Genomic DNA, 26,343 nt, shown 5'->3' with positions numbered 1-26,343 from the left:
CGGTTCGGAGTGCTGTCAAAAGGGGTGTGGCCTCGAAGAACGCGGCGTGTCGGGCCGCTAGGGTGAGCCCGTTGTGCGCATCGCGAGCGCATTCCCCGGTGACCAGGAATACTGGTCAGCCGACCAGGATGGAACTCAAGGGAGATCTTCTGATGACCGTGGACCGCCGTGGCTTCCTGACCGGTGCGGCCACCGCCGCCGGTCTGGCCGCCGTCGCCACCGCCGCACCGGCCTGGGCGCAGCCCGCACCCGCGCCGACCGTGGACAAGTTCCCCTTCCCCGCCGCCCGCGATCTCCGCATTCTCGTCACCGGCGACGCCGGCACCGGATCCCGCCCGCAGTGGGCGGTGGCCGACGCCATTCGCGCCCAGCACGCGAGCACGCCGTTCTCCTTCGGCCTCGGCCTCGGCGACAACGTCTACGAACAGGGCCCGTGGTCCGATGACGACGCCCAGTTCGCGGCCAAGTTCGAAGACCCCAATCACGATCTCGACTTCCCCTGGATCATGGTGCAGGGCAATCACGACAACACCGCGGTCCTGCCCGGCGACGGCGGCTGGCTGCTGCGCGGCGATCACGAGGTGGCCTATCACGCGCGGTCGCGGCGCTGGTGGATGCCGGCGCGCTACTACTCGGTGCGCGTCCCGCAGGAGCAGCCCGTGGTCGAATTCTTCGTGCTGGACCTGAATCCCATTGCCGCGCTGCTGCCGCCGGTGTTCAACGCCTACTGGTCGAAGGGCGGCCAGTTCATGACCGAACAGGCCGCGTGGCTCGATCGCGCGCTGGACGAGTCCACCGCCACATGGAAGATCGTCTGCACCCATCACCCGTATCTGAGCAATGGCAGCCACGGCAATGCCGGTGAATACGACGGCCTTCCGTTCGAGCCCGCCAACGGCCTCTGGGTGAAGGAGTTCTTCGAGGCGCACGTGCTGGGTCGCGCCCAGTTCATTCTGTCCGGGCACGATCACTGCCTGCAGGTGCTCGAACCGAATGCCGCCTGCAAGGGCACGCGTCAGATCGTCTCCGGCGCGGCCGCCAAGACCACGTCCGCGCACGGCGACAATCCGGCGCTGTTCCAGAACTTCGGTGACGTCGGCTTCATGACCCTGGACCTGACGCCCTCCTCGGCCGATATCGGCGTGTTCACCGTCGATCCGTCGACCGCGCAGGCCACCAACGCCTTCCAGCGTCGTTTGGCTTAAGAACGACTCCGGGCCCGGAACCGCACAGCGGTTCCGGGGCGAAATGTGTTCGGGGAGTGCGTGCTAGGGCTTGAGCACGATCCGGATCGGGTTGCCCTCCTTGGATTCCAAGGCGTGCACGGCCTTGGCCGCGTCGGCCAGCGGCATGACCGCGCTGACCGAACGGGAGAACTCGACCCGGTGCAGGCCCTGCAACTTCACGAGTTTGGCGACATCCTCGGGCGCGGAGCCGTAGTGCCCGCGCAGCTGTTGCTGGAAGAAGCTGAACGCGGTGCCGTGGGTGATGGTGATCGGCTTGTCGGTGAGCCCGACCAGCACCAGACGACCGTGCGGGGCCAGGCAGATGACGGCCTGCTCGCGCACCGCCGCCACACCCGCGAAGTCGAAGGCGGCCGCGAGCCCGGTCCCGGTGGCGGCGAAGATCTTGGATCGCAGATCCGGATCGGCCGGATCGAAGGCGAGGTCGGCGCCGAACTCCAGGGCGCGTTCGCGCGCGGCCGGCAGCGGATCCACCGCGATGATGGGCGCCGCGCCGATCATGCGCAGCAGCTGCACGCCGTGCGCGCCGAGGCCGCCGACACCCCAGACGCCCACCGGCTCACCCGGTTTCACCTCGCCGGTGGCCGTAATGGCGCCCCACGGCGTGGACACCGCGTCCGGAATGAAGCACGCCTGCTCGAACGGCAGATCGTCGGGAATGGGCACCAGGGTGTCGACGCGGGCCAGGGTGTATTCGGCCCAGCCGCCGTCGTAGTCCACGCCGCGGGTGTAGGTCGCGCCGTCGCGCGATTCCCCGGCCTGCAGCACGACGCGGTCTCCCACCTTGGCGGTGGTGACGCCCGGTCCGAGCGCGTGCACGGTCCCGGCGACCTCGTGCCCGAGGGTCACGACGTCCCCTGTGAGGAACAGCGGGGTCAGCGTCCCGTCGATGAGGTGCACGTCCGACAGGCACACGCCCGCCGCCTCGACCTTGATCAGCACGTGATCGGCTCCGGGCTCGGGCACCGGCACCTCGTCGAGTTCGAGGCTGCGGTTCGGTCCCAGATGCAGTCGTGCGGCCAGCATGGTCATGGACTCCTCAGAACGATCGTGCGGCAGTGCTTTCCGGCGCCATGGTAGGCCGAAGCCGGGTGTGCCGGACTAGCTTTCCCGGTCGGAGCCGTGCCCGGCGGGATGGGCCGGGACCGGATGCGCGGTGAGGAATTCGTCGATGATGGCGGTGACCTCGGCGTGGCGCTCCAGCATCGGCACATGCCCGCAGCCGTCGAGCCATTCCGCGCGCTCGGGTCGCAGCTTCTCGTTGAGGGCGCGCCCGGCCGCCGCGGAGAGCACGCGATTGCCGGTGCCCCAGATGGTGCAGACCGGCGGCAGCGCGGCGCGGTCGGGCCACTCATCCAGTGCGGCGAAGGAATCCAGGTCCCGCACCAGCCCGGTGAGCGCGCGCACGGGGAAGCCCGCGGACAGCGCCGCCACGTACGGGCTTTCGCGGAAGGCGCGCCGGCTGCTGAACCAGTACCGCATCGCGGTGCGCGCCAGCCATCTCGGCGTGTGCACCCGCTGCACGGCCCGGACGCCGAGGGCGGGCATGCCGCGGGTCAGCCGTGCGGGCAGGCCCTGTTCGCCTTGCATGGCGGTGGATTCGGTCAGCGGGTTGACCGCGACGACCGCGCGCACCAGGGCCGGGTAGCGGCGCGCCAAGGTCAGGCTGGTGGCGGCGCCGACGCAGTTTCCCACCAGCGCGACATCGGTGAGCTCGTTCCAGCGCAGGAACTGCCGGACGGTGTTCACATACAGTTCGAGCCCGTAGCCGCCGGCGGGTTTGTCCGAGGCGCCGTACCCGGGCAGATCGAGGGCGTAGACGTGGTATTTCCGGGCGAGCGCGGTGATCTGGGGCGTCCAGATGAGATGCGATCCGCCCGCTTGATGCAGCAGTACCACCGGTGGCCCGCTCTCGCCCCGCTGGATGTAGGCGACCCGGATGCCTTCGAACCGGAACTGCTCCATGACGCTGCCCGCCTCCCGCTAGGCCCCCTTCCATGGTCTGTCATGGCGGTGGCGAGGGGACGGGATTCGGTTCAGGAAATCGGCGCCGGCGCCGAAACCTCTTCGAGCACATCGGAATACCAGCGGAACAGTTGAAGCGGTCGTGCCGAGGCAGAGGTGAGCAGTTCGGCCCAGCAGGCCGCCGTGGCCGCCCGCGCGGCGGCGCCGATCCACGGCTGCGGCAGCAGTTGCGGCGGCAGCAGCGGATCCGGTTCGTTGGCCCGGTTGAACTCGGTGGCGAGGGTGATGGCCATGGTCAGGCGCTCGATGTGCGAGGCGTCCGGCAGTCGCGGCCCGATGCGCTCGGCGGTGGCGAGCAGCCGCCGGTGCCCGTCCGCGATCCGCTCGATCGGCCACAGGTGCTCGGCGAGATCGCGGGCGGCACTGTGCCCGCCGACCGTGAGATCGGTGCTGGTGAAGGTGGTGACATGGTCGTTGACCCCGAATCGCGCGGCGGCGGAACGGATCAGCTCCTCCCAGGGGTTCGCCGCCACGTACAGCCCGCCCTGGATGGCGGCCCCGCCCAGCCGCAGGATGGCATCGCGCATGGCGTCGCGCGCCTGCCGCGCCGATTCCGGCACCCCGAAGGCGACCAGATGCCATGTTCCGTCCCACGGCGCCTGCCCGCGATCCTGCGCGTACATGTAGCGGACGAATTCCAGGTCGGGTTCGATGAGCCCGCGCGTCGTGTCGGTGGCGCGCAGGACCGCCTTGCGGCCGCGTCCGTCCTGGGTGAACCGCCCCTCCGCGACGAGCCGCTTGATGCAGAGCCGGACCTGTTGATCGCTCATGCCGAGGGCGGCGGCGACGTCGTACAGCTCGCCCGCGTCGATGGTCGCGTCGGCGCGGATCATGCTCTCGACCAGGGTCCGGGTGGAGATCTCGGTGTCATTGTGCTGTGCGCTGTCCATGCGTTCACCTCCCGGCGGTTGCGGAGGGTTCCTGTTCTACCAGGTAGATCGGAGTGCCCGGATCCCGCCCGAGCGTGCGGCCGAGGTCGGTGAAGAACCGCGCCGGATCGATGACTTCCTCGGGGGCGTGCACGCCGGGCGTGCGCACGCTGCCGTCGGCGACCTGATACAGGCCCAGCGCCAAGGGGATTCCGGTCGCGCGCGCCATATCGGTCAGCAGGCCGTGCAGCGGATCCGAGCTCGGGCCGGTCAGGTTCGGGTGGGCCAGCACCCGGTGGTCGCGTCCCTGTCTGGTCCCGGAGACGAGCGCGAAGAACGGCGGCAGATCGCCGGGGCCCGCGGTGCGCAGCGCCGCCGGGATCGATCGCAGGGTGCGCGCGATATTCGGTGTGGTGAGCAGTGCGGCGGCCGTCTCGTTGGTCAGCCGGCCGCTGTCGATATCGCGGCGCAGGATGTCGAGATAGGCGAGGGTCCAGGGCCTGATGACCATGAGATTCATGGCGTCACCGCTGAGTTTCAGACTGCGCCGCAAGGTGATCGGCTCCGGATGGCCGATGGAGTAGCCGGTGCCGCGCCGCCCGCCGGGCAGTTCCAGCGGAATCGGATGCAGCGGGCGGACTTCGGCCGGCGCACCGTCGCGCACGACGGTGATGATGCCGCTGGCCTGCTGCATCCAGTGCACGGCCGCCGCGGTGGGGCCGCCGTCCGGGCGCAGGAGCTGTTCCTCCATATCCACCGGCGTCTCGCCCGCGTCGACGGCCCAGGCGGTGTACGCGTCGCGCACGGTGTCGAGTTCGGCGGCGGCCAGAGCGGCGAGCAGATTGCTCATGCCCGGGCTGGCCCCCATGCCGATCACCGCGCACACGCCCTGCTCCCGTGCCGCCGCATCCAGATCGAGCATCTGCAGCGTGGGTTCCCAGTCGTCGCAGATATCGAGGTAGTGGGTTCCGGTCTCGATGGCGGCGCGCAACACGGTCAGGCCGAAACGGTAATACGGCCCAACGGTATTGAGCACCAGATCCGCGCCGGACAGCGCGTTCCGCAGCGCGGAGTCAGCGGTGACGTCGACTTCGAGCGCGCGCACCGGAACCGGCGAATGCGCCAGTTCCCGCGCCAGCCGTTGGGCGGCCCCGAGATCGCGATCGGCGATGACGATCTCCTCGAGACCCGCCAGCCCGGCCGCGATCCGCACCGCGACGGCGCCCATGGCGCCCGGCCCACCCAGTGCGAGAACTTTCATTTCGTGCTCCTGACGATCGATGGCTCTTGCTGTTCGGCGAATTCCCGCAGGTCGTCCAGATATCCGGGCGCGTACAGCGAGCGTGGCGCGAACACCGCGACCAGCACCGACCGCACCCCCCGGTCGTTGTCCAGATCCGCCTTGACGATGTTGTGCGAGGCGTCCGGATACATCCGGACGGTGAGCAGTCCGGCCGGCACCAATTCCCGGTAGACGCGGGCGGTTTCGGCGACATCCACGTTCAGGTCCTGTTCGCCGAGTGCGAGCAGCACCGGAATCCGCAGTCGCGGCAGGTACTCGCTCACATCGGCGAGGTAGTTCCTGCTCGCGAACCGCCAGCGGTCGGCGGACATCGGGTCATCGTCGATTCCCGCGGCGAGGTACTGCTCATGGGATGCGCCCGCGCGCAGCAACTCCAGCACGGCCCGGCGCCGATCGTTCGCCGCCGCGATCTCGGACTCGGTCGCGTTCCGGTGCCGCAGTTCGGCATTCGTGTTGTACTCACCCTGGCGCAGCCAGTTGATCGCGGGCCCGGCCACGATCATGAACTGCAATTCCGGATGCCGCACCGCCACCTCGGGCAGCACCCAGCCCGCCTGGCTGATCCCCCACACCCCGATGCGCCGCGGATCGATATCCGCACGTGCCGCCGCCCAGGCAATGGCGGCCTCGGTCTCCGCGGCCCGATCGTGCATGGACTGCTCGAGCCAATTCCCCGGCGCGCCATTGATCCCGGGCTTGTCCCAGGCCAGCGACGCGTATCCGGCGCGCGCGAACGATTCCCAGAGCGGCCGGTAGAAGTCGTCGCGATCGGCGTCGGCGGGCCCGTCACCGTGCACGAACACGACGAGTCCGGCGGGTCCGCGCTGATCCTCCGGCAGCACCAAGGTGCCCCGCAGGTCCTGTTCCGGCCCCGGGATGGTGACCCGTTGCTCGGTGAAGGCGAAGTCGTTCGCGACGACGACCCAGGCCCCCGCGGACAGTGCCAGCGCGATAACGCAGCCGGCGGCGATCGACAACCGGAGTAACCAGGTCCTGCGAAGCATGGTGTCGATCGTATCAGAAATGATCGTCTATGAAATGATCGTTTTTAATTCGATAGAACATGCACTTCCGGTTGTTCGCCCGGGGCGAACAACCGGATGGAACAAGACCACCGGGGCCGGGGTTGAGTAGGTATCGCTCAACCTTGGAAGGGGTCGAAGTCGTGACTACACCACAGAACCTGCCGGTCCTGTTCCTGACCGATCCGATCGTGCTGCCCGGCATGATCGTGCCGATCGAGTTGGACGAATCCGCGCAGGCCGCTATCGATGCCGCGCGGGCGGGCAAGGTCAACCAGGTGCTGGTCGCGCCGCGGCTGGACGAGGGCTACGCCAGCTATGGCGTGGTCGCCACCATCGAACAGGTGGGGCGCATGCGCGGTGGCGCGCCCGCCGCGGTGCTGAAGGCCGAGGGCCGCGCCAAGATCGGGCACGGGGTGACCGGCCCGGGCGCCGCGTTGTGGGTGGAGGCCGAGCCCGTCGAGGCGCCCGCCGCCGACGGCCGCACCACCGAACTCGCGGCCGAATACAAGAAGCTGGTCGTCGCCGTCCTGCAGCGTCGCGAGGCCTGGCAGGTCATCGACGCGGTGAACCAGCTCACCGAGCCGTCCGCCATTGCCGACACCGCCGGCTGGGCGCCCTACCTGAGCAATGAGCAGAAGCGGGAACTGCTCGAGACCGTCGACACCACGGTCCGGCTGACCAAGCTCATCGAGTGGACCAAGCAGCACATCGCCGAGACCGAGGTCAGCGAGAAGATCAGTGAGGATGTGCGCGAGGGCGTCGAGAAGAGCCAGCGCGAATTCCTGCTCCGCCAGCAGCTCAATGCGATTCGCAAGGAGCTGGGCGAGGACGAGCCGGACGGCGCCGACGACTACCGCACCCGCATCGAGAACGCCGACCTGCCCGAGGACATTCGCGAGGCCGCGCTGCGCGAGGTGGGCCGGTTGGAGCGGGCCAGCGATCAGAGCCCGGAATCGGGCTGGATCCGCACCTGGCTGGACACCGTCCTGGACCTGCCCTGGACCGTGAAAACCACCGACAGCGCCGATGTCTCGGCCGCTCGCGCGGTGCTGGACGCGGATCACCACGGGCTGGACGAGGTCAAGGACCGCATGGTCGAGTACCTGGCCGTGCGGGCCCGCCGCGCCGCCCGCAATCTGGAGGTGGTCGGCGGCCGTGGCTCCGGCGCGGTGCTGGTGCTGGTCGGCCCGCCCGGTGTGGGCAAGACCTCGCTGGGTGAGTCGGTCGCCCGCGCGCTGGGCCGCAAGTTCGTGCGCGTCGCCCTGGGTGGCGTCCGCGACGAGGCCGAGATCCGCGGTCACCGCCGCACCTATGTCGGCGCCCTGCCCGGCCGCATCGTGCGCGCCATGAAGGAGGCCGGCTCCATGAATCCGGTCGTCCTGCTGGACGAGATCGACAAGGTCGGCTCGGACTTCCGCGGCGATCCCGCGGCGGCCCTGCTCGAGGTCCTGGATCCGGCGCAGAACCACACCTTCCGCGATCACTACCTGGATCTGGACCTGGATCTGTCCGACGTCCTGTTCATCGCCACCGCGAATGTCATGGAGACCATCCCCGGCCCGCTGCTGGACCGCATGGAACTGATCACCGTGGACGGTTACACCGAGGCGGACAAGGTCGCCATCGCCCGCGACTTCCTCATTCCGCGGCAGTTGGAGCGCAATGCCCTGACCGCCGAGGAGGTTTCCATCACCGAGGAGGCGCTGCGCGAGATCGCCGCCAACTACACCCGGGAAGCCGGTGTGCGGCAGATGGAGCGCCTGATCGCCAAGGCGCTGCGCAAGGCGGCGACCAAGCTGTCGGAATCGGCGGACCCCGCCGGCTCCGAAAGCCTGGGCTACGACAAGGAGCTGGGGTACGACACCGGTTCCATCGCCATCGGCCTGGACAATCTGACGGAGTTCCTGGGCCGTCCCCGCTTCACCCCGGACTCGGTGGAACGCACCGCGGTCCCCGGTGTGGCGACCGGTCTGGCGGTGACGGGCGCCGGCGGCGACGTCCTCTACATCGAGGCCAATGCGGCCGAGGGCGATCGCTCGCTGACCCTGACCGGCCAGCTCGGCGACGTCATGAAGGAGTCGGCGCAGATCGCCCTGACCTACGTCCGCTCCCACCTGGAGGAGATCGGCATCGAGCCGAAGGTGCTGGATCGCAATATCCACATCCACTTCCCGGCGGGCGCGGTCCCGAAGGACGGTCCGTCCGCGGGCGTCACCATGGTCACCGCCCTGGTGTCGCTGGCCCTGGGCCGGCAGGTCCGCGCCGATGTCGGCATGACCGGCGAGGTCACGCTGAACGGCCGCGTCCTGCCCATCGGCGGCGTGAAGCAGAAGCTGCTGGCCGCGCAGCGCGCCGGACTGAAGACCGTCTTCATCCCGGCACGCAATGAACCGGATCTCGACGAGGTCCCGGGCGAGGTGCTGGCCGCCCTGGATGTGCGCCCCGTCGCCGACGTGGCCGACATCCTGGCCTACGCCATCGAACCTGTCATCGAGTCCGACCTCGACCGTCCGGCGCTGAGCGCCACCGCCTGACCGGCGGGACGCGATAGCACAACCGAATAGCAACGGACCGCGCTTGTTTCACATGAAACCGAAACCCGCGCGGTCCGTTCGTATTTCGTGGCCGCCTCAGAACTCCCCGGCCACGCCGAGCACGGTGCGCCCGGAGTGGGTGCCCTCCAGGATGGAGCGGAGCACGGATTCGGCCTCGGTAATGGGCGCGTAGTTCTCGAGCAGGCTCAGATGCGCCGGTTTCAGGTCCTTGCCGAGGCGGGCCCACAGTTCGCGGCGAGCCGCGATGGGCATATGGGCCGAGTCGATGCCGAGCAGCGAAACCCCGCGCAGGATGAACGGCATGACGGTGGTCGGGAGCTCCGGACCACCGGTGAGACCGCTGACCGCGGCGGCGCCGCCGTACTTGATCGTGCTGAGAATGTGGGCGAGCGACTGGCCGCCGACGCTGTCCACCGCCGCCGCCCACTGCGCCTTGCCGAGCGGGCGCAGCTTCTCGCCCTCGGCGGGCAGGCGGCCGATCACCGCAGCGGCGCCCAGGGTTTCGAGGAGTTCACCGGCGCCGATCTTGCCGGTGGAGGCGACCACTTCGAAGCCGAGACCGGACAGAATGTCCACCGCCACACTGCCCACGCCGCCGGTGGCGCCGGTGACGAGAACGGGACCGGCGGCCGGTGTGAGTCCGTGGTCGAGCAGGGCTTGTACGCTCATGGCCGCCGTGAACCCCCCCGTGCCGATGGCGGCGGCCTCGCGGGGTGTCAGGCCTTCGAGCTTCACCACCCATTCGGCCGGGACCTTGGCGTATTCGGAGTAGCCGCCGTGATGCGAGACGCCCAGCTCGTAGCCGTGGGCAATGACCAGATCACCCGGGGCGAAGTCCGGATTCCCGGAACTGACCACCTCGCCGGTGAGATCGATGCCCGGGATGAGTGGATACTCCCGAATCACGCCGCCTTTGGGGGTGATGGCCAGACCGTCTTTGTAGTTCGCGCCCGAGTAATGAACCTTGATCGTCACATCGCCGGGCCCATGGAAGTCGTCGTTCACCGTTTCGCGAATGAGTGCGATACCGCTGTCCGTTTCGTGGGCCACCATCGCCTGGAACTCCATTGACCGAGCATAAGACCGGCAATGCCGGTCGGGTATCGCTCAGGCGAACTTGGGTGCTCGTTTACCGAGGAATGCGGCGATTCCCTCTGCGCCGTCGGCCGATTCCGCGCAGTGCGTGATGAACGCGGCCTCGGTGCCGAGCTGTTCTTCGAGGGTGTGCTGGGAGGACACCAGCAGCAGCTTCTTCACATTGGCATTGGACAGCTTGGGGCCGCTCGCGAACTGCCGCGCGAGTTCCTCGACGGCCCCGGCGAGTTCGGCATCGGGCACCACCCGGTGCAGCAGCTGCCAGTCGAGCGCCTCGTGTGCGGTGAGCACCCGGTTGGTGAGCATGAGGTCCTGGGTGCGGCGCACGCCGATCAGGCGCGGCAGGTAGTAGGAGGCACCGCCGTCGGGGCTGAGCCCGACCTTGGTGTAGGACATGGTGAACGACGCGGATTCGGCCGCGACCACCAGATCGCCGGCAATGGCCAGGCTCAGGCCCGCCCCGGCGGCGGTGCCGTTGACGGCGGTGATGAGCAGGGCGTCCATGCGCGCGAACGAGGACACGGCGTGGTGCAGGGTCTCGGCCAGCTTGTCGATGAACGCGCCGGTGTCGTCGGCGGCCGCCATGGCCCGCACGTCACCGCCGGCGGAGAAGAACTTCCCGGCGCCGGTCAGCACCACCACCTTGACGGCCGGATCGTCGGAGCAGTAGGCGGCGGCCTGCGCCAGCTCATCGGCCAGGGCCTGATCGATTCCATTGGCGGCATTGGGCCGATTGAGCGTGATGCGGGCAATGGGCCCGTCCAGCTCGAACAGAATGTTCTCGTACACGTGGGTCATCGAATGGGTGCCTTCCGTCGGATGCCTGACCACAGCATGTCAAACGCGTCGATCACCGCATGCCCGGGGCGAATTCGACGCGCACGCCGAGCAATCGGATGGGCCGGTCCAGCTCGAACCGGTGCAGGACCTCGAGCGCGGTCCGCACGACCTCGTCCACATCGGTGGTGGCCTGCGGCAGTTTGCGTTGTTTGGTGCGGGTGAAGAACGTCTTGGTCCGCACCGTCACCCCGACCCGGCCGATGGCGCGCCCGTCGGCGAAGGTGTCCTCCGCGACCTGGGCGGCCAGCCGGGCAATGGCGGCCTCGAGGTCGGCGATCTCGGTGAGATCCTCGGGAAACGTCTCGGACCTGCTGTGTCCCACCGGTTCCCGGGGTTCGGCGATATCGGTGTCACCCGCACCGTGTCCGAGTACCCATAGATACGGTCCGGTATTGGGCCCGAATTCCGCCGCCAGCCGGTCCCGGTCCGCCGCCGCCAGATCGGCGACCGTCTCGATGCCCAGTGCGCGCATGCGTTTGGCGATGCGCGCCCCGATTCCCCACAGCGCCGTGGTCGGGCGGTGCGCCATGAGCTCGACCCAGTTGTCGGCGGTGAGCCGGAAGACGCCCGCTCCGCCCGCGGCCTCCGCCGCGGCGTCGCCGGATTTGCCCACCGCCTTGGCGAACCCGGTGGCGAGCTTGGCCCGGGTCTTGTTGTCCCCGATGCCGACCGCACAGGTCAGCCCCAATTCCTCGATGGCCGTGCGAATCTCGCGCGCCAGCTGTTCGGGATCATCGGTATCGGCCGCCAGGAAGGCCTCGTCGAATCCGAGCACCTCCACCCGCCCCGGAAAGGTCCGCAGCAGCGCCATGATCTCCTCGGACGCCTCCGCGTAGGTGGCGAGATCCTGCGGCAGGAACACCCCGTCCGGGCAGATCCGCAGGGCTGTCCGCAGGGGCATCCCGGCCCGCACCCCGAAGGCCCGCGCCGGATAGGACGCGCAGGACACCACCTTCCGCGGTTCGGCCGGATCGCCGTTCCCGCCCACGATGACCGGCTGCCCGCGCAGTTCCGGATGCCGCCGGAATTCGACCGCGGCCTGGAATTGGTCGAGGTCGACGTGCAACAGCCAGCGCGCCACCCCTCCGTCATACCGCATGGTCTGCCGAAATATCGGGAAAGGGGGTTGTGCTGCTCGCCGAGACAGAACTAAATTCTGGTCATGAAGATTCGAGATCGGTTGTTGCTGGCGGCCGAGCGCCAGTTCGCCGAACAGGGGACTCTCGATGCCACGCTCACCCAGATTCGGGCCGCGGCCGGAGCCAGCGTCGGCGCGCTGTATCACCACTTCCCGGACAAGGCCGAGCTGTACCGGCAGGTGTGGGCCTTCGCGCTGGAGGACTATCAGCGCCATTTCTGGGAGGCGGTGCGCGACAGCGCCGACGCCGAGGGCGGGGTGCGCGCCGGCGTCACCGAGCATCTGCGCTGGGTGAGCGAGAACCAGTACCGCGCCAAGGTGCTCACCTCCGCCCGGCCGCCGGGCATGCGCGACAGCGACGGCAATCGGGAGTTCATGCGCGGCGTCGCCCGCTGGTGGCGTACGCACGCCGGCTACGGCGCGGTGCGTGAACTCGACTTCGATCTGCTCTACGCGCTGTGGCTGGGCCCGGCGCAGGTGTACTCGCGGCACTGGCTCGGCGGTGAATTCGTCACCGCGCCGATCGAGGTGGCCCCGCAACTGGCCGACGCCGCCTGGCAGGTGCTCCGAACTCCCGAACCGAGCGGAAAGTGACGTGATGACTGTAGAACTGGATCTCGACCTGGGACGGAAAGTCCTTGCGGCCCAGCCGTTCAGCCAGTTGGTCGGCGCGGAGCTGACCGCGTTCGGCAATGGCCGCGCCACCCTGGAGATTCCCATTCGGCCGGAGCTCGGCCAGCAGTTCGGGTATGTGCACGGCGGCGTCCTGGCCTACGCGGCCGACAATGCCCTCACCTATGCGGCGGGCACGGTGCTCGGTGCGAATGTGCTGACCGGTGGTTTCACCATCACCTATCTGCGTCCGGCCGCGGGGGTGCGATTGCGCGCCGAGGCCACCGTCATCGATGCCACTCGCCGCCAGGCCGTCTGCCGCTGCGAGATATTCGCCGACAGCGACGAGGGCGAGACGGCGCTCTGCGCCGTCGCGCAGGGCACCGCCCGCAGTGTGGAACGAGAGCTCAACGGGAACGGCGGAACCAGTTCAGCGGGGAGCGATACGCGTAGCGCGCCTTGACCGTTCCGGTGTCCACCTGCCCCTGCACCCGGATCAACGGAGCGCCCGGGAAGCGCGGCAGCGTCACCTTGTTCGTCACGGTGCCGGCGCCGCGTTGCACGCCGTCCAGGTCGATGCGCCAGCCGCGCGGCACGATCATGACGATCGCCCCCGCTCCGGCGCGCACGTGCACGTCGATTTCGCGCCGCACACAGTGCGCCCGCGTGAAGTCGATCACCAGTTTGCCGGAAACCGACTCGGCGAGAAGAGTTTTCGGTACGGTCCACTGGTCGTCGGTGCGCGCCGTCCCGCCGTCGACCCGCAGCCGCAGCGGTGGTTCCTCCACCGGCTGCCGGGGACGCCCGGCGACGGGCATGCGCCAGAGCGCCTCAGGGCGTGACTGTGCTGTGGTACGGCTCACCGAAACTCCTTCCCCGGCATGTGAAACGATGATCTTGGCGATGCCAGGGAAGTCGAATTATTCCGTATAGCTGGACTTTTCGGACCTGCCGGTGTCTAACAGTACGGTCACATCCCGATGTCGCTCCGGCCGCGAACGCCGCGGCGGCGCGTGCGGATTCAGCGGCGGCCCAGGTGCACGGTGACCGCGCCGAGCAGGTAGACGTCCTCGCGCTTGCCGATATAGGTGTCGGCCGCCGGATCGAGCAGCGCCTCGAGGGCCGCGCGATCCGCCGCGCCGAGTTCCTCGCCCACGTGCTCGCGCATGGAATCCAGCCGGGCCGTGACGGTTTCGCGAATCGCGGGGGTGGCGGGGGCCGGATGATCGGTGAGCACGCTGAACGAGGTCACCTCGCCGAGACCCGCCTTGGCCAGGGCGGTGCCCCAGCCGTAGGGCATCGGCACCGCCTCCGGGATCTCGGCGCGCATGCGGCCGAAACGCTCATCGCGCAGCGCCAGCAGCCGGTCCTCCAGGCCCGGCGCGCCGACCCCGAGATCCCAAGGCAGGCAACGGGTCGGCAGCCCGCCCTCGACCAGGGCCAGCCACCCGCCGGGCCGCACCAGCTTCGCCAGCCGGTCCACCCCGTCCTGCTGATCGGGCAGGTGATGCACCATGCGCGAGGCCCACACCACATCGGCCGCGGGCACGGTGTGCACCACCTCGTCGGAGGTGGCGTCCACGAGCAGGGTTTCGACCTGTACCCGGTCGTCGTCGCCGAGCGTGGTCTCCGCCGCCCGGCGGGCCACCTCGAGCAATTCCGGTACGGCGTCGGCAATGATCAGCCGTCCGCCGCCGCGCCCGGCGAGCTCGCGCGCGAAGGCCGCGCTCTGTCCCCCGGCGCCGGCGCCGATATCCACGATCGTGGGCCGCTCGCCGTCCACGCGCGGCAGTCCGATCAGCCGTTCCGCGATGCGCGCCGCGGCGGTCGCTCCCATCGCGTCGTCCTGTTGCAGGTGGGCGATCTTCGCGGCCCAGTCGATGCCGTCCTGGGTAGGCCCGTGCCCGTGTCCGTGCGAGTGCCCGTGCCCATGCGAATGCCCGTGAGTATGTGCGCCCATGCTCTCGACGCTATCCGCGAGAGTCCGCGGCGGACTACTTCTTTTGCCGGTTCGGCAAACGCGCCGCGCGGAGTGCGCGACGCGTTGCCCGCCGGTCCGGCTGTGCGGCCTAAGCGGCGGCCGGTTCGCTGACGTCGGCGAACTGGGTGCGGTACAGCTCGGTGTAGCGGCCGCCCGCGGCCAGCAACTGGGTGTGGGTGCCGCGTTCCACGATGCGCCCCTGCTCGAGCACCACGATCTGGTCGGCATTGCGGATGGTGGACAGCCGGTGCGCGATCACCAGCGCGGTCCGTCCGGCGAGGGCTTCGCCCAGCGCCTCCTGCACGGCCGCCTCGGAGGTGGAGTCCAGGGAGGCGGTGGCCTCGTCGAGGATCACCACGCGTGGCTGCTTGAGCAGCAGCCGGGCAATGGTCAGCCGCTGCCGTTCGCCGCCGGAGAGCCGGTAGCCGCGCTCGCCGACCACGGTGTCCAGCCCATCGGGCAGGGCGGCGATGAGATCGCGCAACCGGGCCCGCTGCAAGGCATCCCACAGCTCCGCCTCGGTGGCCTCGGGCCGGGCCAGCAGCAGGTTGGCGCGAATGGTGTCGTGGAACAGATGCCCGTCCTGGGTGACCAGGCCGACGGTGTCCTGGATGGAGCGGCCGGTCAGGGTCCGCACATCCGCGCCGCCCAGGCGCACCGCCCCGGAGTCGATATCGTAGAGCCGCGAAACCAGTTGGGCGATGGTGGATTTCCCGGCCCCGGAGGAGCCGACCAGCGCCACCATCTGGCCGGGTTCGGCGCGCAGCGAGACCTCGTGCAGCACTTCCTCACCGCCGCGGGTGTCGAGGGTCGCCACATCCTCCAGCGAGGCCAGCGACACCTTGTCCGCGGACGGGTAGCCGAAGCTCACCCGATCCAGTTCCACCGACACCGGCCCGTCCGGAACGGGTTTCGCATCGGGCGCGTCCTGGATGAGCGGCTTCAGGTCCAGCACCTCGAAGACCCGCTCGAAGCTCACCATGGCCGACATGATGTCCACCCGGGCGCTGGCCAGTGCGGTGAGCGGCGAGTACAGCCGGGTCAGCAGCAGCGAAAGCGCCACCACCGCACCGGGTTCCAGCCGGCCCCGCAGCGCCAGGTAGCCGCCGAGCCCGTACACCAGCGCCAGGGCCAGCGCCGACACCAGCGTGAGCGCGGTGACGAACATGGTCTGCAGCATGGCGGTGCGCACCCCGATATCGCGCACCCGCCCGGCCCGCACCGCGAATTCCGCGGACTCCTGGTGCGGCCGGCCGAACAGCTTCACCAGGGTGGCGCCCGGGGCGGAGAAGCGCTCGGTCATCTGCGTGCTCATCGCCGCGTTCAGCCCGCTCGCCTCGCGCTGAATGGTGGCCAGCCGCTCACCCATGCGCCGCGCGGGCAGGATGAACACCGGGAGCAGCACCAGCGCCAGCAGGGTGATCTGCCAGGACAGGCGCAGCATCACGACCAGGGTGAGCAGCAGCGTGACCACATTGGTGACCACCCCCGACAGTGTGGAGCTGAAGGCCCGCTGCGCCCCGATAACGTCATTGTTGAGCCGGCTCACCAGTGCGCCGGTCCGGGTGCGCGTGAAGAAGGCGATCGGCATCTTCTGCACGTGATCGAAGACGGCGGTCCGCAGATCGAAGATCAGTCCTTCCCCGATGCGGGACGACAGCCACCGGATGACGAGTCCGAGCCCGGCGTCCAGCACCGCGACCACCGCGATGATCACCGCCAGCATGATCACCGTGCGCGCGGCGCCGCCGCCGACGATGGCGTCGACCACCTCGCCGGCCAGCACCGGGGTGGCCACCGCCAGCAGCGCCGAGGCGATGCTGAACACCAGGAAGGCCGCCAGCCGCCGATGGTGCGGCTTCGCGAACGCCAGAATCCGCCGGGCGGTCACCAGCCGCAGCGGCCGCTGCTCGGTCGGCGCGTTCATCTGCCGGTACAGCTGATTCCACGCCACGGATTCCATACTCATCCCGCACTCCTCACCGTCGGAGTTCCATCGAACCCCAGGCCACCGACACTAAGACCTCAACAATGGTTCAGATCAAGTGCTTCCGGCGGGCGGCGGAGTTCGCCCAGAGCGAACCGCTATCCGGCGAGGGTCCGTTCGACCACGTCCAGGAACGCGTCCACCTCGCGCTCGTCGTAGCCGCGCTGCCCGAGGCGCGGCCGGCGGAAAGCGGCCTCGCGCACATCGTCGGCGGTGAGATGGTCGGCGCCGCGCAGGGTGGCCTCGACCCGGTCGAGGAAGGCGTCCACATCGCTCTCGCGATAGCCGCGCACCCCGAACGGCGGCTTGCGGAACGCCACACCGCGGACATCGTCGGCGCTGAGACTCATCTGGCCCCCTCGGACGGGTGATCGATCCATTGTCCTCGCCCGGCCGCCGCCGTGCGGTGCATTCGATGAGAGCCGAATCGCGGGGAATGCATTGGGCCGGATGCCGGCGTCATAGGCTGGCCGAGTGACCGATTCGGTGGAGCGGGCCGGTGCTGCGCGAGTGGAGCAGGCATTGCGCGGCAGGATCGCGGGCGAGGTCGACGCCTCGCCGCGCCGTCGCGCGGAGTACTCCTCGGACGCCTCGAACTATCGGGTGCCGCCCACCGCGGTGGTATTTCCGCGCGATGCGGCCGATGTGGCCGAAACCCTGGCCTTCGCGCGCGCCGAGGGACTGGCGGTCACCGCGCGCGGCGGCGGAACCTCGGTGGCGGGCAATGCCATCGGGCCCGGACTGGTGCTGGACTTCAGCAGGCATATGACCGCGATTCTGGACGTGGACGCCGAGCAGCGCCTCGCACGGGTGCAACCCGGCGTCGTGCTGGCGGCGCTGCAACGCCGGGCCGCACCGCACGGGCTGCGTTTCGGGCCGGACCCCTCGACGCAGAATCGGTGCACGCTCGGCGGGATGATCGGCAACAATGCCTGCGGTCCGCGCGCCGTGGCCTGGGGGCGCACCTCCGACACCGTGCGCGAGCTGCGGATTCTCGATGGCGGCGGGGTGGAGCGGCGGCTCGGCGCAGAGCTGTCGGCGGTACCCGGGCTGGACGCGTTCACCCGCGCGAATCTCGCGGTGATCCGCACCGAACTCGGCCGCTTCGAACGGCAGGCCTCCGGCTACGGCCTGGAACACCTGCTGCCGGAACGGGGTTCGTCGGTCGCGAAGGCCTTCGTCGGCACCGAGGGCACCTGCGGTCTGCTGCTGGAGGCGACGGTCGAACTGGTGCCGGTACCCGCCGCCACCGTGCTGGTGGTGCTGGGCTATCCCGATATGCCCAAGGCCGCCGACGATATCGCCGCCGTCATGGCCGTCGGGCCGATCGCGGTGGAGGGAATGGACGCGCGCCTGGTGGATGTCGTGCGCACCCATCGCGGCGCGGTGCCGGACCTGCCGCGCGGCGGCGGCTGGCTGCTGGTCGAGCTCGCGGCCGAGACCGCCGGGGCGGCCCGCCACACCGCCGAACAGCTGCGCCGCTCGGTACACGCGGTCGACTCCCGCGTGGTCGTGGACAAGGCCGAGGCGCAGGCACTCTGGGGCATTCGCGCCGACGGGGCGGGCCTGGCGGGCCGCACGCCCGATGGGCATCCGGCCTGGCCGGGCTGGGAGGACGCCGCCGTCCCGCCCGATCGGCTGGGCGACTATCTGCGCGAGTTCGGGCAGCTGACCCGCGAGCACGGCGTCGACGGCCTGCTGTACGGCCATTTCGGCGACGGCTGCATCCACGTCCGCCTGGATCTGCCGATAGCCGATGCGCCGCAACGCTTCCGGGCCTTCCTGGAGGATGCCGCGCAGCAGGTGGTGAAGTTCGGCGGCTCGCTCTCCGGTGAGCACGGCGACGGCCGCGCCCGCTCGGAACTGTTGCGCTACATGTACTCCGAGGAGGCGTTGCGCGCCTTCGCCGGATTCAAGGCGCTGTTCGATCCCGATAATGTGCTGAATCCGGGCGTGCTGGTCGACCCCGGCCCCATCGACACGGACCTGCGACTGGCGGGCCTGCCTCCGCTGCCCCTGTCCGATGGTTTCGCCTATCCGGAGGACGGCGATATCGCCAATGCCGTGCACCGCTGCGTGGGCGTCGGCAAATGCCGAGCCGACACCCGCGCCTCCGGCGGCTTCATGTGCCCGTCCTACCTGGCCACCGCCGATGAGAAGGACAGCACCCGCGGCCGCGCCCGCGTCCTGCAGGAGGTGGTGCGCGGTGCGCTCGACTGGCGCGACGACGCCGTCGCCGAATCTCTCGATCTGTGCTTGTCCTGCAAGGCATGTCATTCCGACTGCCCGGCCGGCGTGGATATGGCCACCTACAAATCCGAGACCCTGTACCGCCGCTATCAGGGCCGCCCGCGCCCCGCCGACCACTACACCCTCGGCCGCCTCCCGCAATGGCTCTCCGCCGCCTCCCGCATGCCTCGTGCGCTCAATGCCCTCACGGCCGCCGGCCCGCTCCGCCGAATCGGCTTGCGGGCGGCCGGGATCGACTCGCGCCGACCTGTCCCCGCACTCGCCCCTTCGTCATTCCGGCGTGCTTTTGGCCGGAATCCACAGCGGCGCAGGGTGGATCCCGGACCAATACACGCCGGGATGACAGAGGCCGGGCCGACCACGGGCGTCATGTTGTGGGCGGACACCTTCACCGATGCCTTCGACCCCGAGATCGCCTGGGCAGCCGTCGAATTGATCGAATCCCTCGGCCACTCGGTCCGGATCCCGGACCGTCGCGTGTGCTGCGGACTCACCTGGATCAGCACCGGCCAGCTGGACGGCGCCCGGAAACGCTTGCGCGCCACCGTGGCCGCGCTGGCCGACCATGTCCTGGCGGGCGGCGTGGTGGTGGGCCTGGAGCCGTCGTGCACCGCGGCCCTGCGCGAGGACCTGCCGCGTCTGCTGCCCGGCGACGAACGGGCCGCGGCCGTCGCCGCCGCGGTGCGCACCCTCGCCGAATTCCTCGAAGCGCAGCCCGGCTGGCAGCCGCCCGACCGCACCGGATCGACGGTCATCGTGCAACCGCACTGCCACGAGCACGCCGTCTCCGGCTTCGCGGCCGACAGCCGCATTCTCGAACGCACCGGTGCGACCGTGACCGAGCTCAGCGGATGCTGCGGACTGGCGGGAAACTTCGGCATGCAGCGCGGCCACTACGAGGTATCGGTGGCCGTGGCCGAGAACAGCCTGCTGCCCGCCCTGCGCTCCGCACCCCCGGACGCCATCCTGCTCGCGGACGGTTTCTCCTGCCGCACGCAGGCCGGTCAACTCGCCGGCTGGTCCGCACAACATCTGGCCCAGTTTTTGCGTGACGGACGTAACAACTGATTTCGTGCGGTCCGGGTAACTCCCGGGGTACGCCCAGAATTGGTTCGGCACTTATCGCCGGCACGCCTGTGTGTCCGTCAACGGCACTTTGCTGGGCGCTGAAGTGCCGGGGAGGCGGATTAGCATGTCCCGGTGACTTCAGCGCCGACCGCCACTGCACGCACCCGTATGGTGCGGTCGGAGCGCCCCATCGATCTCGCGGCCACCATCACCCCGCTGAGACGCGGGTTCGGTGATCCGTGCCATCGCGAAACGCCGGACGGCGCGCACTGGCATGCCTCCCGAATGGCGAGCGGCCCGGTCACCTACCGACTGCGGCAAGCCGACCGGAACTCCATCGAAGCCAAGGCGTGGGGCCCGGGCGCGGAGGAGTTCCTCGAGCAGCTCCCGGTCATGCTGTGCCTCGACGAGGACGTCACCGACTTCGCCCCCGAGCATCCGAAGGTCGCCGAGGCGCACCGCCGCAATCCGGGATTGCGGATGCTGCGCACCAATCTGGTGTTCGAAGCGCTCGTCCCCTCGGTGCTGGAACAGAAGGTGCACACCAGGACCGCACACGACTCCTGGCGGAAACTGGTGTGGCGCTACGGCACTCCCGCGCCGGGCCCGGCCCCGCAGGGCCTGCGGGTCATGCCCGACGCCGAGACCTGGCGGCATATCCCGTCCTGGGTCTACCACCGCGCCAATGTGTGCCCCCAGCGTTCGAAAACCATTGTGCTGGCGTCCCGCATGGCCGCGAAGCTGGAGGAGGCAGCGCACCTCGGTCATGCCGAGGCCGCGCATCGACTGCAAACGGTGCCCGGCATCGGCGTCTGGACCGCCGCCGAGATCGCCCAGCGCGCCTTCGGCGATTCGGATGCTTTGTCGGTGGGCGATTTCCACCTCGCCTCGATCGTCGGCTGGACCCTGCTGGGCCGCCCCATCGACGACGACGCCATGGTCGAATACCTGGAACCCCTGCGCCCGCACCGCTATCGCGCCGTGCGCCTGCTCGGCCTGGCCGGCTTCGCCCGCAAACCCAAGTTCGGCCCGCGCACGCCCTACACCGACCACAGCCGGATCTGAGACTGCCGCTACCCGTTCCTGCCGAGTTCGTCTGCTGCGACTCCAGCGGTGAATGCATCCCACTCCCCGCGGCTGCAGTCGCAAAGGATCCGGCTGACCGGGTACTGCGCGAGCGACATCGTGCCGCTCGATGGGTTGAGCATGGAGCAGCACTTTCGTCTTGCCGAGCAGTTGGCTCCTCCTGCTGCGGATCGCCTGTGGTGATCTGAAACGCCGCCGACCGGGAACTGGTGGCGGGCCCTTCTCGGCGAATGCCGCCACCAGTTCCCGGTGATCGCATGACCAACTGCGGCGCGGTGTGTCGTCATCGCTGATCGGCTGCCTCGGTTGCCGCTTGCTGCGCACGGTCCAGGGCGCGTGGCACGGGGATCCGGCCCAGGAACATTTCGTCGAGGATCGGATCGATGGTTTCGAGTGCGGCCGGGAATCCGGGCCCGCCGCCGGCGGCGATCCACCCGTCGCGCAGGACCTCGAAGAACGGGGACACGTCCACGCCCAGGCGAGCCCAATAGTCCCGGTAGACCTGCTGTTCGGAGGTGACGGCGGGAATGGTGGCCCCATCCAGGCCGAGGTAGCGGTTGCCCGCCGCACTGCCCAGCCACGCGAGCACGCGCCGTACCGCGTCCGGATGCTCGCTCGCGGCGTTTCCCGCCACGCCGATCGAGTTGTTCGCGCTGATCCGGCCGCGCGAGCCCGCGGGAATCATCGCCAATCCCCACCGGAATCCGGCGTTCTCGTGAACGGTCGCGAGATTGAAGCTGCCGGATTGGAACAGCGGCATCCTGCCTTGCAGGAAGGCGTTCTTGGCGAAGTCGCCGCTGGTGTTGGTGTCGGCCGCCGAGGGCGAGAGCCCATCGGCGACCAGCCGCACGGTGTAGCCGAAGGCCTGTTGCCCCTGCGGGCTGGAGAATGCAAACTGCCCGTCCCGCTGGAAACTGCCACCGGCTGAGCCGAGATAGGGCAGCGTAATGGACTGGAAGTCATTGGCGGCGTTGTACGGCCACGGTGCGACCGGCCGCAAGCGGTGTAGCAAGGGCCGGAAGGTATCGGCCGCCTCGTCCGGGCTCCAGCGGGCCGCGTTCAGCTCGGCGGGATCGATACCGGCCGCCGCGAGCAGGTCCCGGTTGTAGAACACCGCGCTGCCGCCGTCGACGAATTGCGGTACTGCCCAGAGTGTTCCGTTCCTGGTGAACTGTTCGACCGCGAACCGATCCCACGCCCGCGCGGCCTCGGGACCCAGGGCCCGACCGATGTCCACGAGATGCCCGCTGTCGGCGTAGTCCTCGTACAGGCTGGTCCAGAACAGATCGTCCGCGATGCCGCCCGCCACATCCAGCCGCAGCTTCTGCGCATAAGAAGCCCACGGCACCAGCGTGATTCGCACCTCGATATCCGGATTCGCTCGCTCGAACTCGTCCAGCGAGGCCCGGTACGCGGTGACGAAACCCTGATCCCAGATCCGCATTCGCACCACCGTGCGCCCCGAGCCGTCGGTATCGTGGCCCAGCCACAACGCCGCGGCAATGAGCAGCGCGGCGGCCAGGGCGATGCCGAGCACGGCCCGCGTCGAATCCTTGATCCTCATTTGAGTCCCGTCCAGGCGATGGATCGCAGCACCTGCCGCTGGAACACCACGAACAGCACCACCAGCGGTGCGATCGCCAGGGTGGTGGCCGCCATGACGAGCGTCCACTGCGCGTTGTACTGGGTCTGCAGATTCGCGGTGGCCACGGTCAGCACCTGCCATTTCGGCCCACTGGCCGCGACCAGAGGCCACATGAAGTTGTTCCACTGCGAGACCACGGTGATGATCGTCAGCGTGGCCAGAATCGGCCGGCTCATCGGCACCACGACATTCCAGAGGATGTCGAGGGTGCCGGCCCCGTCCATGCGGGCCGCGTCGATGAGCTCACCGGGTATGCCCCGGAAGTACTGCCGCAGCAGGAATATGGCGTACGGCGAGCCGAAGACGAACGGCAGCACCAGCGCCCAGAAGGTGTTCAGCCAGCCGGACTTCGCGAACATCAGGTAGAGCGGGATGAGCGTGACGACGCTGGGGACCATCATGGTCGCGAGATATCCCCAGAACAGCACATCGCGGCCGGGAAAGCTGGTGCGCGCGAACGCATACGCGGCGAGCACGGAGGTGATCAACTGCCCGCCGGTGATACAGACCGTCATGAGCGCCGTGACCACGACCGCGCGTCCGAGACCCTGGTCCAGCACCGTCCGGAAATTGTCGAGCGTCACCGGGTGTGGTGGCGTCAGCGTGGTTTCGCTCGTGAACTGCTCGGTGGTCTTCATCGCGGCGAAAGCGCTCAGCACCAGTGGCGCGACCGTCAGCAGCGCGCCCGCCACCAGTACGGCGTAGGCGATTCCCGACCGCGACACCGCCGCGCGCACTTCAGTACTCATCGCTGGTCCGATGCTGGAAGTATCGATGCTGCGCCACAGTGATCACCACCATGACCGCGAACACCACCACCGCCATGACCGCCGCGCGCCCCGGCTGCGCCGCCTGGAAGGCCTCCGAATACATGCGCATGGCAACGACATCCGTGTGATGATCGGGCCCGCCCTTGGTTAGCGCGTACACGGTGTCGAAGGTCTGGAAGGCGCTCAGGACGCCGGTGGCGAGCACGAAGAACATGGTCGGCCGCAGCAGCGGCAGAATCAGCCAGCGGATGCGCCGCCATCCGGTGGCTCCGTCCAGCGCGCCCGCGTCGAGAATCTCTCCAGGAATCGCCCGAATCCCGGCAACAAAGAACAAGGCCACATATCCGACATTCATCCAGACGATCACCACCGCCACCGCGGGCAAGGCCAGGGCCGTATCGCTGAGCCATTCGATCCGCCTCCCCAGCAGCGCATTCAGCGCCCCATCAGTGGGCGCGAAGATCCACTGCCACACCACGCCGACCGCCACCGGCGCGCACATCCACGGCAGCGCGTACACCACCCGCAGCACCGTGCCGCCACGCCCGCGCCGCGCCAGCAGGGCGGCGACGGCGAACCCGAGTACCGTCTGCGCCGGAACCACCAGTGCGGTCAAGGCCAGCGTCACCAGTACCGAATGCCCGAATTGCCGGTCTGTCAGTACCGAACGCCAGTTATCCAGCCCAGTGAATTCGATGGGCCCCAACAGATTCCAGCTGTGTAGGCTCAACCACAGCACCACCGCGATCGGCACCAGCAGGAAGACGCCGACTCCGATGAGGCTCGGCAGCAGCAGGGCGTAGCTCGTGGCGATCTGCGCCAGTGTTCTCCGGTCCCGCGGAACCACCCGGTTCATGATCGCGAAACTACCGGTGGACCCGCACTTCGCATGCGAGCCCACACCCGGTTGGCGCATGATAGTTTTCGCCCCGGCGAGGCGGGGCCCCACGAGACGGCAGGGGACGGCGTCGATGAGAATTCAGCCACGGCAGCAGATTCTCGGTGTGTGGCGGTCGCTGCTGACCGCCTGCTACCGCGATGGCGAGTGGGTGTGGGGCGGTAGGGACGGCGCCAATTCCATCAGCGATGCCGAACAGCTGCTGTGCCTGCTGTACCCGGCCACCGAGATCGAGGGCTTCGAGCTGGACAAGCCCGACGATATCGCCGACGACATCCGCGCCGTGCTCGCGCCCATGGGCAATGGCCCGCGTATCGGCGCCACCCTGGTGCACGTGCTGGAGCAGTACATCGACCGCTACACCACCGTGGTCGAGACCGACGCGGGCGCGAAGAAGGACGTTCCGGTCTTCGCCGCCGGCAGCTATCTGGCCTCGGCCGAAGCGCACGATCCCACACCGGAGCAGCGCGCCCTCGATGTCGTCGACTCCTATTCCATGTCGCTGACCCTGTGCCTGGCCGCGCTGAAGTTCCTGCGCGGTTTTCAACTGTTCGTCGCCGGGCAGACCCGGCGGGAGGGCCGCGAACTGGCGGCCCGCATCACCATCCTCGACGAGCGCATCAATACCCGCCTCACCGCCGCCATGGTCGGCCTGGTGCGCAGTTTCGTGGTGAACACCGTCGCGCCGGAGTCCAAGGAGGGCGCGGCCATGCTCTCCATGCTGAATCAGACCGGCGCCCCGACCTCCACGGTGGTCGAATCCGTCGCGCGCCGCCTGGAGCGCGTGCGCGTCCGACTACGCAATGACGTCACCCTCAGCCAGACGCCGGGCGTGGACCTCTTCGACGAGGGCCTGCTGTTCGAATGCGGCTGGAGCTGGAGCCTGGTGCGCGAGGCCGCGCCCATCGACTTCATCGACATGCCCATCGCCACCGAGGCCGGCTATGCCGTCGCACGCCCGTACCTGCATTTCACGGTGGTGGCCCTGGACGGCATCAACGACCTCACCTCCGCTCGCACCCGCGAACTCGATCTGCTCGACGGCGAGCAGCGCCGCCTGGCCGAGGCGCTGCAATTGCGCTGGGATCTGGCGCAGCGCTACTGGTCCGCGGTGGCGCGCTTCGGCGCGGGGCGCTGGCCGCTGCAGGACATTCCGTGGCGCACCTCCGACGGCGAGGAATCCGACTACTTCTCCCTCATCGTGACCGCCGTGCTCATGCAGGATCTGCTCAATCGCGAGGCCAGCGACGACGATTTGAACAGGGCCGCACCGGTTCTCGACGAGCTGGCGCGCCGCGGCCGCATTGTCAGCCGCATGACCGAGAACGATCCGGCCCGCGCCATGCACACCCCGGGCGTGCGCTTGCGGCTGCACGGCTCCGAGGACGTCAATGGCGGGCATCTGCTGGTGTGGACCGTATCCGACTACGCCACCGTGCTTTTGAAGCGGACACTGCAGGCCGCCCGGCTCTCCGGCACCATGGAGACCCGCGATAGGTTGATGGAGCTGGCCCAGGACACCATGGAGCATCTGGACCGCCGCGCCTTCCGCGAGGGCCGCATCACCGGTCTGTGGGACGATCCCAGCCGCCTGTTCGGCGGCGACGAAATCCACGAGCCCTCCTGGTATCTCACCGAGCGCGTGATCGAATGCCTGGTGACCGCGGCCCGCATGTTCCGCGATCCGCCGCTGCGCTCGCCCATCCTGGTGCTGCGCGCCATGGAACTGCTCACCGAGGCCGAGCACCTGCTCAATCGCGAACTCCTGGAACTCAGCGATAAGGACATCTCCTCCAATCGCGCCGCGCTGGCCCTGGCCGAACGCCGGCTCGAACGCGCCCGGCGGCTCATCGACGAGCGACCCGGCACCGCCCTGAGCCTGGCCACCCAGGCCCTGCTGGAATTGGACGAGCTCGCCTACGCCCGCTTCGACGCCACCCGGAGCGTGTGAG

22 protein-coding genes are annotated in these 26,343 nt (G+C 69.1%); 7 read left to right on the top strand and 15 right to left on the bottom strand.

Translation table 11 applies throughout. The annotated features are described in order from the left end of the window. Positions 1–152: 152 nt before the first annotated feature. Positions 153–1,205, top strand: a complete 1,053-nt coding sequence (locus tag ACYQ5L_RS38635) for a metallophosphoesterase (RefSeq protein WP_459963195.1) — start codon at positions 153–155, stop codon at positions 1,203–1,205. 63 nt (positions 1,206–1,268) lie between these two features. Here ACYQ5L_RS38635 and ACYQ5L_RS38630 read toward each other — a convergent pair whose 3' ends face one another. The 5 genes from ACYQ5L_RS38630 to ACYQ5L_RS38610 form a co-directional block, all read right to left on the bottom strand. Then, positions 1,269–2,276: a zinc-binding dehydrogenase gene (locus tag ACYQ5L_RS38630; protein WP_459963194.1), complete on the bottom strand. Its 1,008-nt coding sequence runs from the start codon at positions 2,274–2,276 to the stop codon at positions 1,269–1,271. Positions 2,277–2,345: 69 nt separating this feature from the next. Beyond that, on the bottom strand, positions 2,346–3,209 hold the full coding sequence (locus tag ACYQ5L_RS38625) for an alpha/beta fold hydrolase (RefSeq protein WP_459963192.1): 864 nt from the start codon (positions 3,207–3,209) through the stop codon (positions 2,346–2,348). Between the two features lie 71 nt (positions 3,210–3,280). Beyond that, positions 3,281–4,159 (bottom strand): PaaX family transcriptional regulator C-terminal domain-containing protein, encoded by an 879-nt coding sequence (locus tag ACYQ5L_RS38620; protein WP_459963190.1) that lies wholly within the window; start codon positions 4,157–4,159, stop codon positions 3,281–3,283. Positions 4,160–4,163: 4 nt separating this feature from the next. Then, positions 4,164–5,399, bottom strand: a complete 1,236-nt coding sequence (locus ACYQ5L_RS38615) for a saccharopine dehydrogenase family protein (RefSeq protein ID WP_459963189.1) — start codon at positions 5,397–5,399, stop codon at positions 4,164–4,166. Next, positions 5,396–6,445, bottom strand: coding sequence for an alpha/beta hydrolase family protein (locus tag ACYQ5L_RS38610; RefSeq protein WP_459963188.1), 1,050 nt, complete (start codon positions 6,443–6,445; stop codon positions 5,396–5,398). The genes ACYQ5L_RS38615 and ACYQ5L_RS38610 overlap by 4 nt, the downstream gene beginning before the upstream one ends. Before the next feature lie 221 nt (positions 6,446–6,666). On the opposite strand from ACYQ5L_RS38610, the gene lon reads away from it, so the two are divergent. Next, positions 6,667–9,000, top strand: coding sequence for an endopeptidase La (lon, locus tag ACYQ5L_RS38605; protein ID WP_459963674.1), 2,334 nt, complete (start codon positions 6,667–6,669; stop codon positions 8,998–9,000). Positions 9,001–9,096: 96 nt separating this feature from the next. On the opposite strand, the gene ACYQ5L_RS38600 is transcribed toward lon, so the two are convergent. From ACYQ5L_RS38600 to ACYQ5L_RS38590, 3 genes are read right to left on the bottom strand one after another with little or no spacing between them, the layout of a single operon-like run. Beyond that, positions 9,097–10,089, bottom strand: coding sequence for an oxidoreductase (locus tag ACYQ5L_RS38600; RefSeq protein ID WP_459963187.1), 993 nt, complete (start codon positions 10,087–10,089; stop codon positions 9,097–9,099). A gap of 39 nt (positions 10,090–10,128) precedes the next feature. After that, on the bottom strand, positions 10,129–10,914 hold the full coding sequence (locus tag ACYQ5L_RS38595; RefSeq protein ID WP_459963186.1) for an enoyl-CoA hydratase/isomerase family protein: 786 nt from the start codon (positions 10,912–10,914) through the stop codon (positions 10,129–10,131). A gap of 52 nt (positions 10,915–10,966) precedes the next feature. Continuing rightward, positions 10,967–12,055, bottom strand: coding sequence for a DNA polymerase IV (locus ACYQ5L_RS38590; protein WP_459963184.1), 1,089 nt, complete (start codon positions 12,053–12,055; stop codon positions 10,967–10,969). Between the two features lie 63 nt (positions 12,056–12,118). Between ACYQ5L_RS38590 and ACYQ5L_RS38585 the strand changes: the two genes are divergently transcribed. Together ACYQ5L_RS38585 and ACYQ5L_RS38580 are read left to right on the top strand one after the other, a co-directional pair. Further along, on the top strand, positions 12,119–12,688 hold the full coding sequence (locus ACYQ5L_RS38585) for a TetR/AcrR family transcriptional regulator (RefSeq protein ID WP_459963182.1): 570 nt from the start codon (positions 12,119–12,121) through the stop codon (positions 12,686–12,688). A gap of 4 nt (positions 12,689–12,692) precedes the next feature. After that, positions 12,693–13,169 carry a PaaI family thioesterase gene (locus ACYQ5L_RS38580; RefSeq protein WP_459963179.1) on the top strand — a complete coding sequence of 159 codons (477 nt, stop codon included), beginning with the start codon at positions 12,693–12,695 and terminating at the stop codon, positions 13,167–13,169. Here the strand turns inward: ACYQ5L_RS38580 and ACYQ5L_RS38575 are convergent. The 4 genes from ACYQ5L_RS38575 to ACYQ5L_RS38560 form a co-directional block, all read right to left on the bottom strand. Then, positions 13,114–13,569 (bottom strand): hypothetical protein, encoded by a 456-nt coding sequence (locus ACYQ5L_RS38575; RefSeq protein WP_459963177.1) that lies wholly within the window; start codon positions 13,567–13,569, stop codon positions 13,114–13,116. The genes ACYQ5L_RS38580 and ACYQ5L_RS38575 overlap by 56 nt on opposite strands. 158 nt (positions 13,570–13,727) lie before the next feature. Beyond that, positions 13,728–14,666: a class I SAM-dependent methyltransferase gene (locus ACYQ5L_RS38570; RefSeq protein ID WP_459963176.1), complete on the bottom strand. Its 939-nt coding sequence runs from the start codon at positions 14,664–14,666 to the stop codon at positions 13,728–13,730. A gap of 109 nt (positions 14,667–14,775) precedes the next feature. Next, positions 14,776–16,656: an ABC transporter ATP-binding protein gene (locus ACYQ5L_RS38565; protein ID WP_459963175.1), complete on the bottom strand. Its 1,881-nt coding sequence runs from the start codon at positions 16,654–16,656 to the stop codon at positions 14,776–14,778. 116 nt (positions 16,657–16,772) lie between these two features. Then, positions 16,773–17,024, bottom strand: a complete 252-nt coding sequence (locus tag ACYQ5L_RS38560) for a DivIVA domain-containing protein (protein WP_459963173.1) — start codon at positions 17,022–17,024, stop codon at positions 16,773–16,775. Positions 17,025–17,148: 124 nt separating this feature from the next. On the opposite strand from ACYQ5L_RS38560, the gene ACYQ5L_RS38555 reads away from it, so the two are divergent. Continuing rightward, entirely contained in the window at positions 17,149–19,992 is a 2,844-nt protein-coding gene (locus ACYQ5L_RS38555; RefSeq protein ID WP_459963171.1) for an FAD-binding and (Fe-S)-binding domain-containing protein, read from the top strand. Positions 19,993–20,160: 168 nt separating this feature from the next. Beyond that, entirely contained in the window at positions 20,161–21,057 is an 897-nt protein-coding gene (locus ACYQ5L_RS38550) for a DNA-3-methyladenine glycosylase family protein (RefSeq protein ID WP_459963673.1), read from the top strand. A 304-nt stretch (positions 21,058–21,361) separates the two neighbouring features. Here the strand turns inward: ACYQ5L_RS38550 and ACYQ5L_RS38545 are convergent, their stop codons facing one another. The 3 genes from ACYQ5L_RS38545 to ACYQ5L_RS38535 are packed head-to-tail and all read right to left on the bottom strand — an operon-like array spanning position 21,362 to position 24,349. Next, positions 21,362–22,636: an ABC transporter substrate-binding protein gene (locus tag ACYQ5L_RS38545; protein ID WP_459963672.1), complete on the bottom strand. Its 1,275-nt coding sequence runs from the start codon at positions 22,634–22,636 to the stop codon at positions 21,362–21,364. Between the two features lie 2 nt (positions 22,637–22,638). After that, positions 22,639–23,472: a carbohydrate ABC transporter permease gene (locus tag ACYQ5L_RS38540; RefSeq protein WP_459963170.1), complete on the bottom strand. Its 834-nt coding sequence runs from the start codon at positions 23,470–23,472 to the stop codon at positions 22,639–22,641. Next, on the bottom strand, positions 23,462–24,349 hold the full coding sequence (locus ACYQ5L_RS38535; RefSeq protein ID WP_459963168.1) for a carbohydrate ABC transporter permease: 888 nt from the start codon (positions 24,347–24,349) through the stop codon (positions 23,462–23,464). Before ACYQ5L_RS38535 ends, ACYQ5L_RS38540 begins: the two co-directional genes overlap by 11 nt. Positions 24,350–24,464: 115 nt before the next feature. Between ACYQ5L_RS38535 and ACYQ5L_RS38530 the strand changes: the two genes are divergently transcribed. After that, the gene (locus ACYQ5L_RS38530; RefSeq protein WP_459963167.1) at positions 24,465–26,342 is read left to right on the top strand and encodes an SCO2524 family protein; all 1,878 of its coding nucleotides are present in this window, start codon (positions 24,465–24,467) and stop codon (positions 26,340–26,342) included. Position 26,343 lies beyond the last annotated feature (1 nt).

Source organism: Nocardia sp. IFM 10818, from assembly GCF_054655275.1.
The sequence above is the reverse complement of the archived record's forward strand: the minus strand, read 5'-3'. Positions and strand labels throughout refer to the sequence as shown.

What these genes read in the sequence shown, in the direction of transcription:
- ACYQ5L_RS38635 (WP_459963195.1), top strand. Translation starts at nt 153, where the DNA reads ATGACCGTGGACCGCCGTGGCTTCCTGACCGGTGCGGCCACCGCCGCC.
- ACYQ5L_RS38630 (WP_459963194.1), bottom strand. Translation starts at nt 2,276, where the DNA reads ATGACCATGCTGGCCGCACGACTGCATCTGGGACCGAACCGCAGCCTC.
- ACYQ5L_RS38625 (WP_459963192.1), bottom strand. Translation starts at nt 3,209, where the DNA reads ATGGAGCAGTTCCGGTTCGAAGGCATCCGGGTCGCCTACATCCAGCGG.
- ACYQ5L_RS38620 (WP_459963190.1), bottom strand. Translation starts at nt 4,159, where the DNA reads ATGGACAGCGCACAGCACAATGACACCGAGATCTCCACCCGGACCCTG.
- ACYQ5L_RS38615 (WP_459963189.1), bottom strand. Translation starts at nt 5,399, where the DNA reads ATGAAAGTTCTCGCACTGGGTGGGCCGGGCGCCATGGGCGCCGTCGCG.
- ACYQ5L_RS38610 (WP_459963188.1), bottom strand. Translation starts at nt 6,445, where the DNA reads ATGCTTCGCAGGACCTGGTTACTCCGGTTGTCGATCGCCGCCGGCTGC.
- lon (WP_459963674.1), top strand. Translation starts at nt 6,667, where the DNA reads ATGATCGTGCCGATCGAGTTGGACGAATCCGCGCAGGCCGCTATCGAT.
- ACYQ5L_RS38600 (WP_459963187.1), bottom strand. Translation starts at nt 10,089, where the DNA reads ATGGAGTTCCAGGCGATGGTGGCCCACGAAACGGACAGCGGTATCGCA.
- ACYQ5L_RS38595 (WP_459963186.1), bottom strand. Translation starts at nt 10,914, where the DNA reads ATGACCCACGTGTACGAGAACATTCTGTTCGAGCTGGACGGGCCCATT.
- ACYQ5L_RS38590 (WP_459963184.1), bottom strand. Translation starts at nt 12,055, where the DNA reads ATGCGGTATGACGGAGGGGTGGCGCGCTGGCTGTTGCACGTCGACCTC.
- ACYQ5L_RS38585 (WP_459963182.1), top strand. Translation starts at nt 12,119, where the DNA reads ATGAAGATTCGAGATCGGTTGTTGCTGGCGGCCGAGCGCCAGTTCGCC.
- ACYQ5L_RS38580 (WP_459963179.1), top strand. Translation starts at nt 12,693, where the DNA reads ATGACTGTAGAACTGGATCTCGACCTGGGACGGAAAGTCCTTGCGGCC.
- ACYQ5L_RS38570 (WP_459963176.1), bottom strand. Translation starts at nt 14,666, where the DNA reads ATGGGCGCACATACTCACGGGCATTCGCATGGGCACGGGCACTCGCAC.
- ACYQ5L_RS38565 (WP_459963175.1), bottom strand. Translation starts at nt 16,656, where the DNA reads ATGAGTATGGAATCCGTGGCGTGGAATCAGCTGTACCGGCAGATGAAC.
- ACYQ5L_RS38560 (WP_459963173.1), bottom strand. Translation starts at nt 17,024, where the DNA reads ATGAGTCTCAGCGCCGACGATGTCCGCGGTGTGGCGTTCCGCAAGCCG.
- ACYQ5L_RS38550 (WP_459963673.1), top strand. Translation starts at nt 20,161, where the DNA reads ATGGTGCGGTCGGAGCGCCCCATCGATCTCGCGGCCACCATCACCCCG.
- ACYQ5L_RS38540 (WP_459963170.1), bottom strand. Translation starts at nt 23,472, where the DNA reads ATGAGTACTGAAGTGCGCGCGGCGGTGTCGCGGTCGGGAATCGCCTAC.
- ACYQ5L_RS38535 (WP_459963168.1), bottom strand. Translation starts at nt 24,349, where the DNA reads ATGAACCGGGTGGTTCCGCGGGACCGGAGAACACTGGCGCAGATCGCC.
- ACYQ5L_RS38530 (WP_459963167.1), top strand. Translation starts at nt 24,465, where the DNA reads ATGAGAATTCAGCCACGGCAGCAGATTCTCGGTGTGTGGCGGTCGCTG.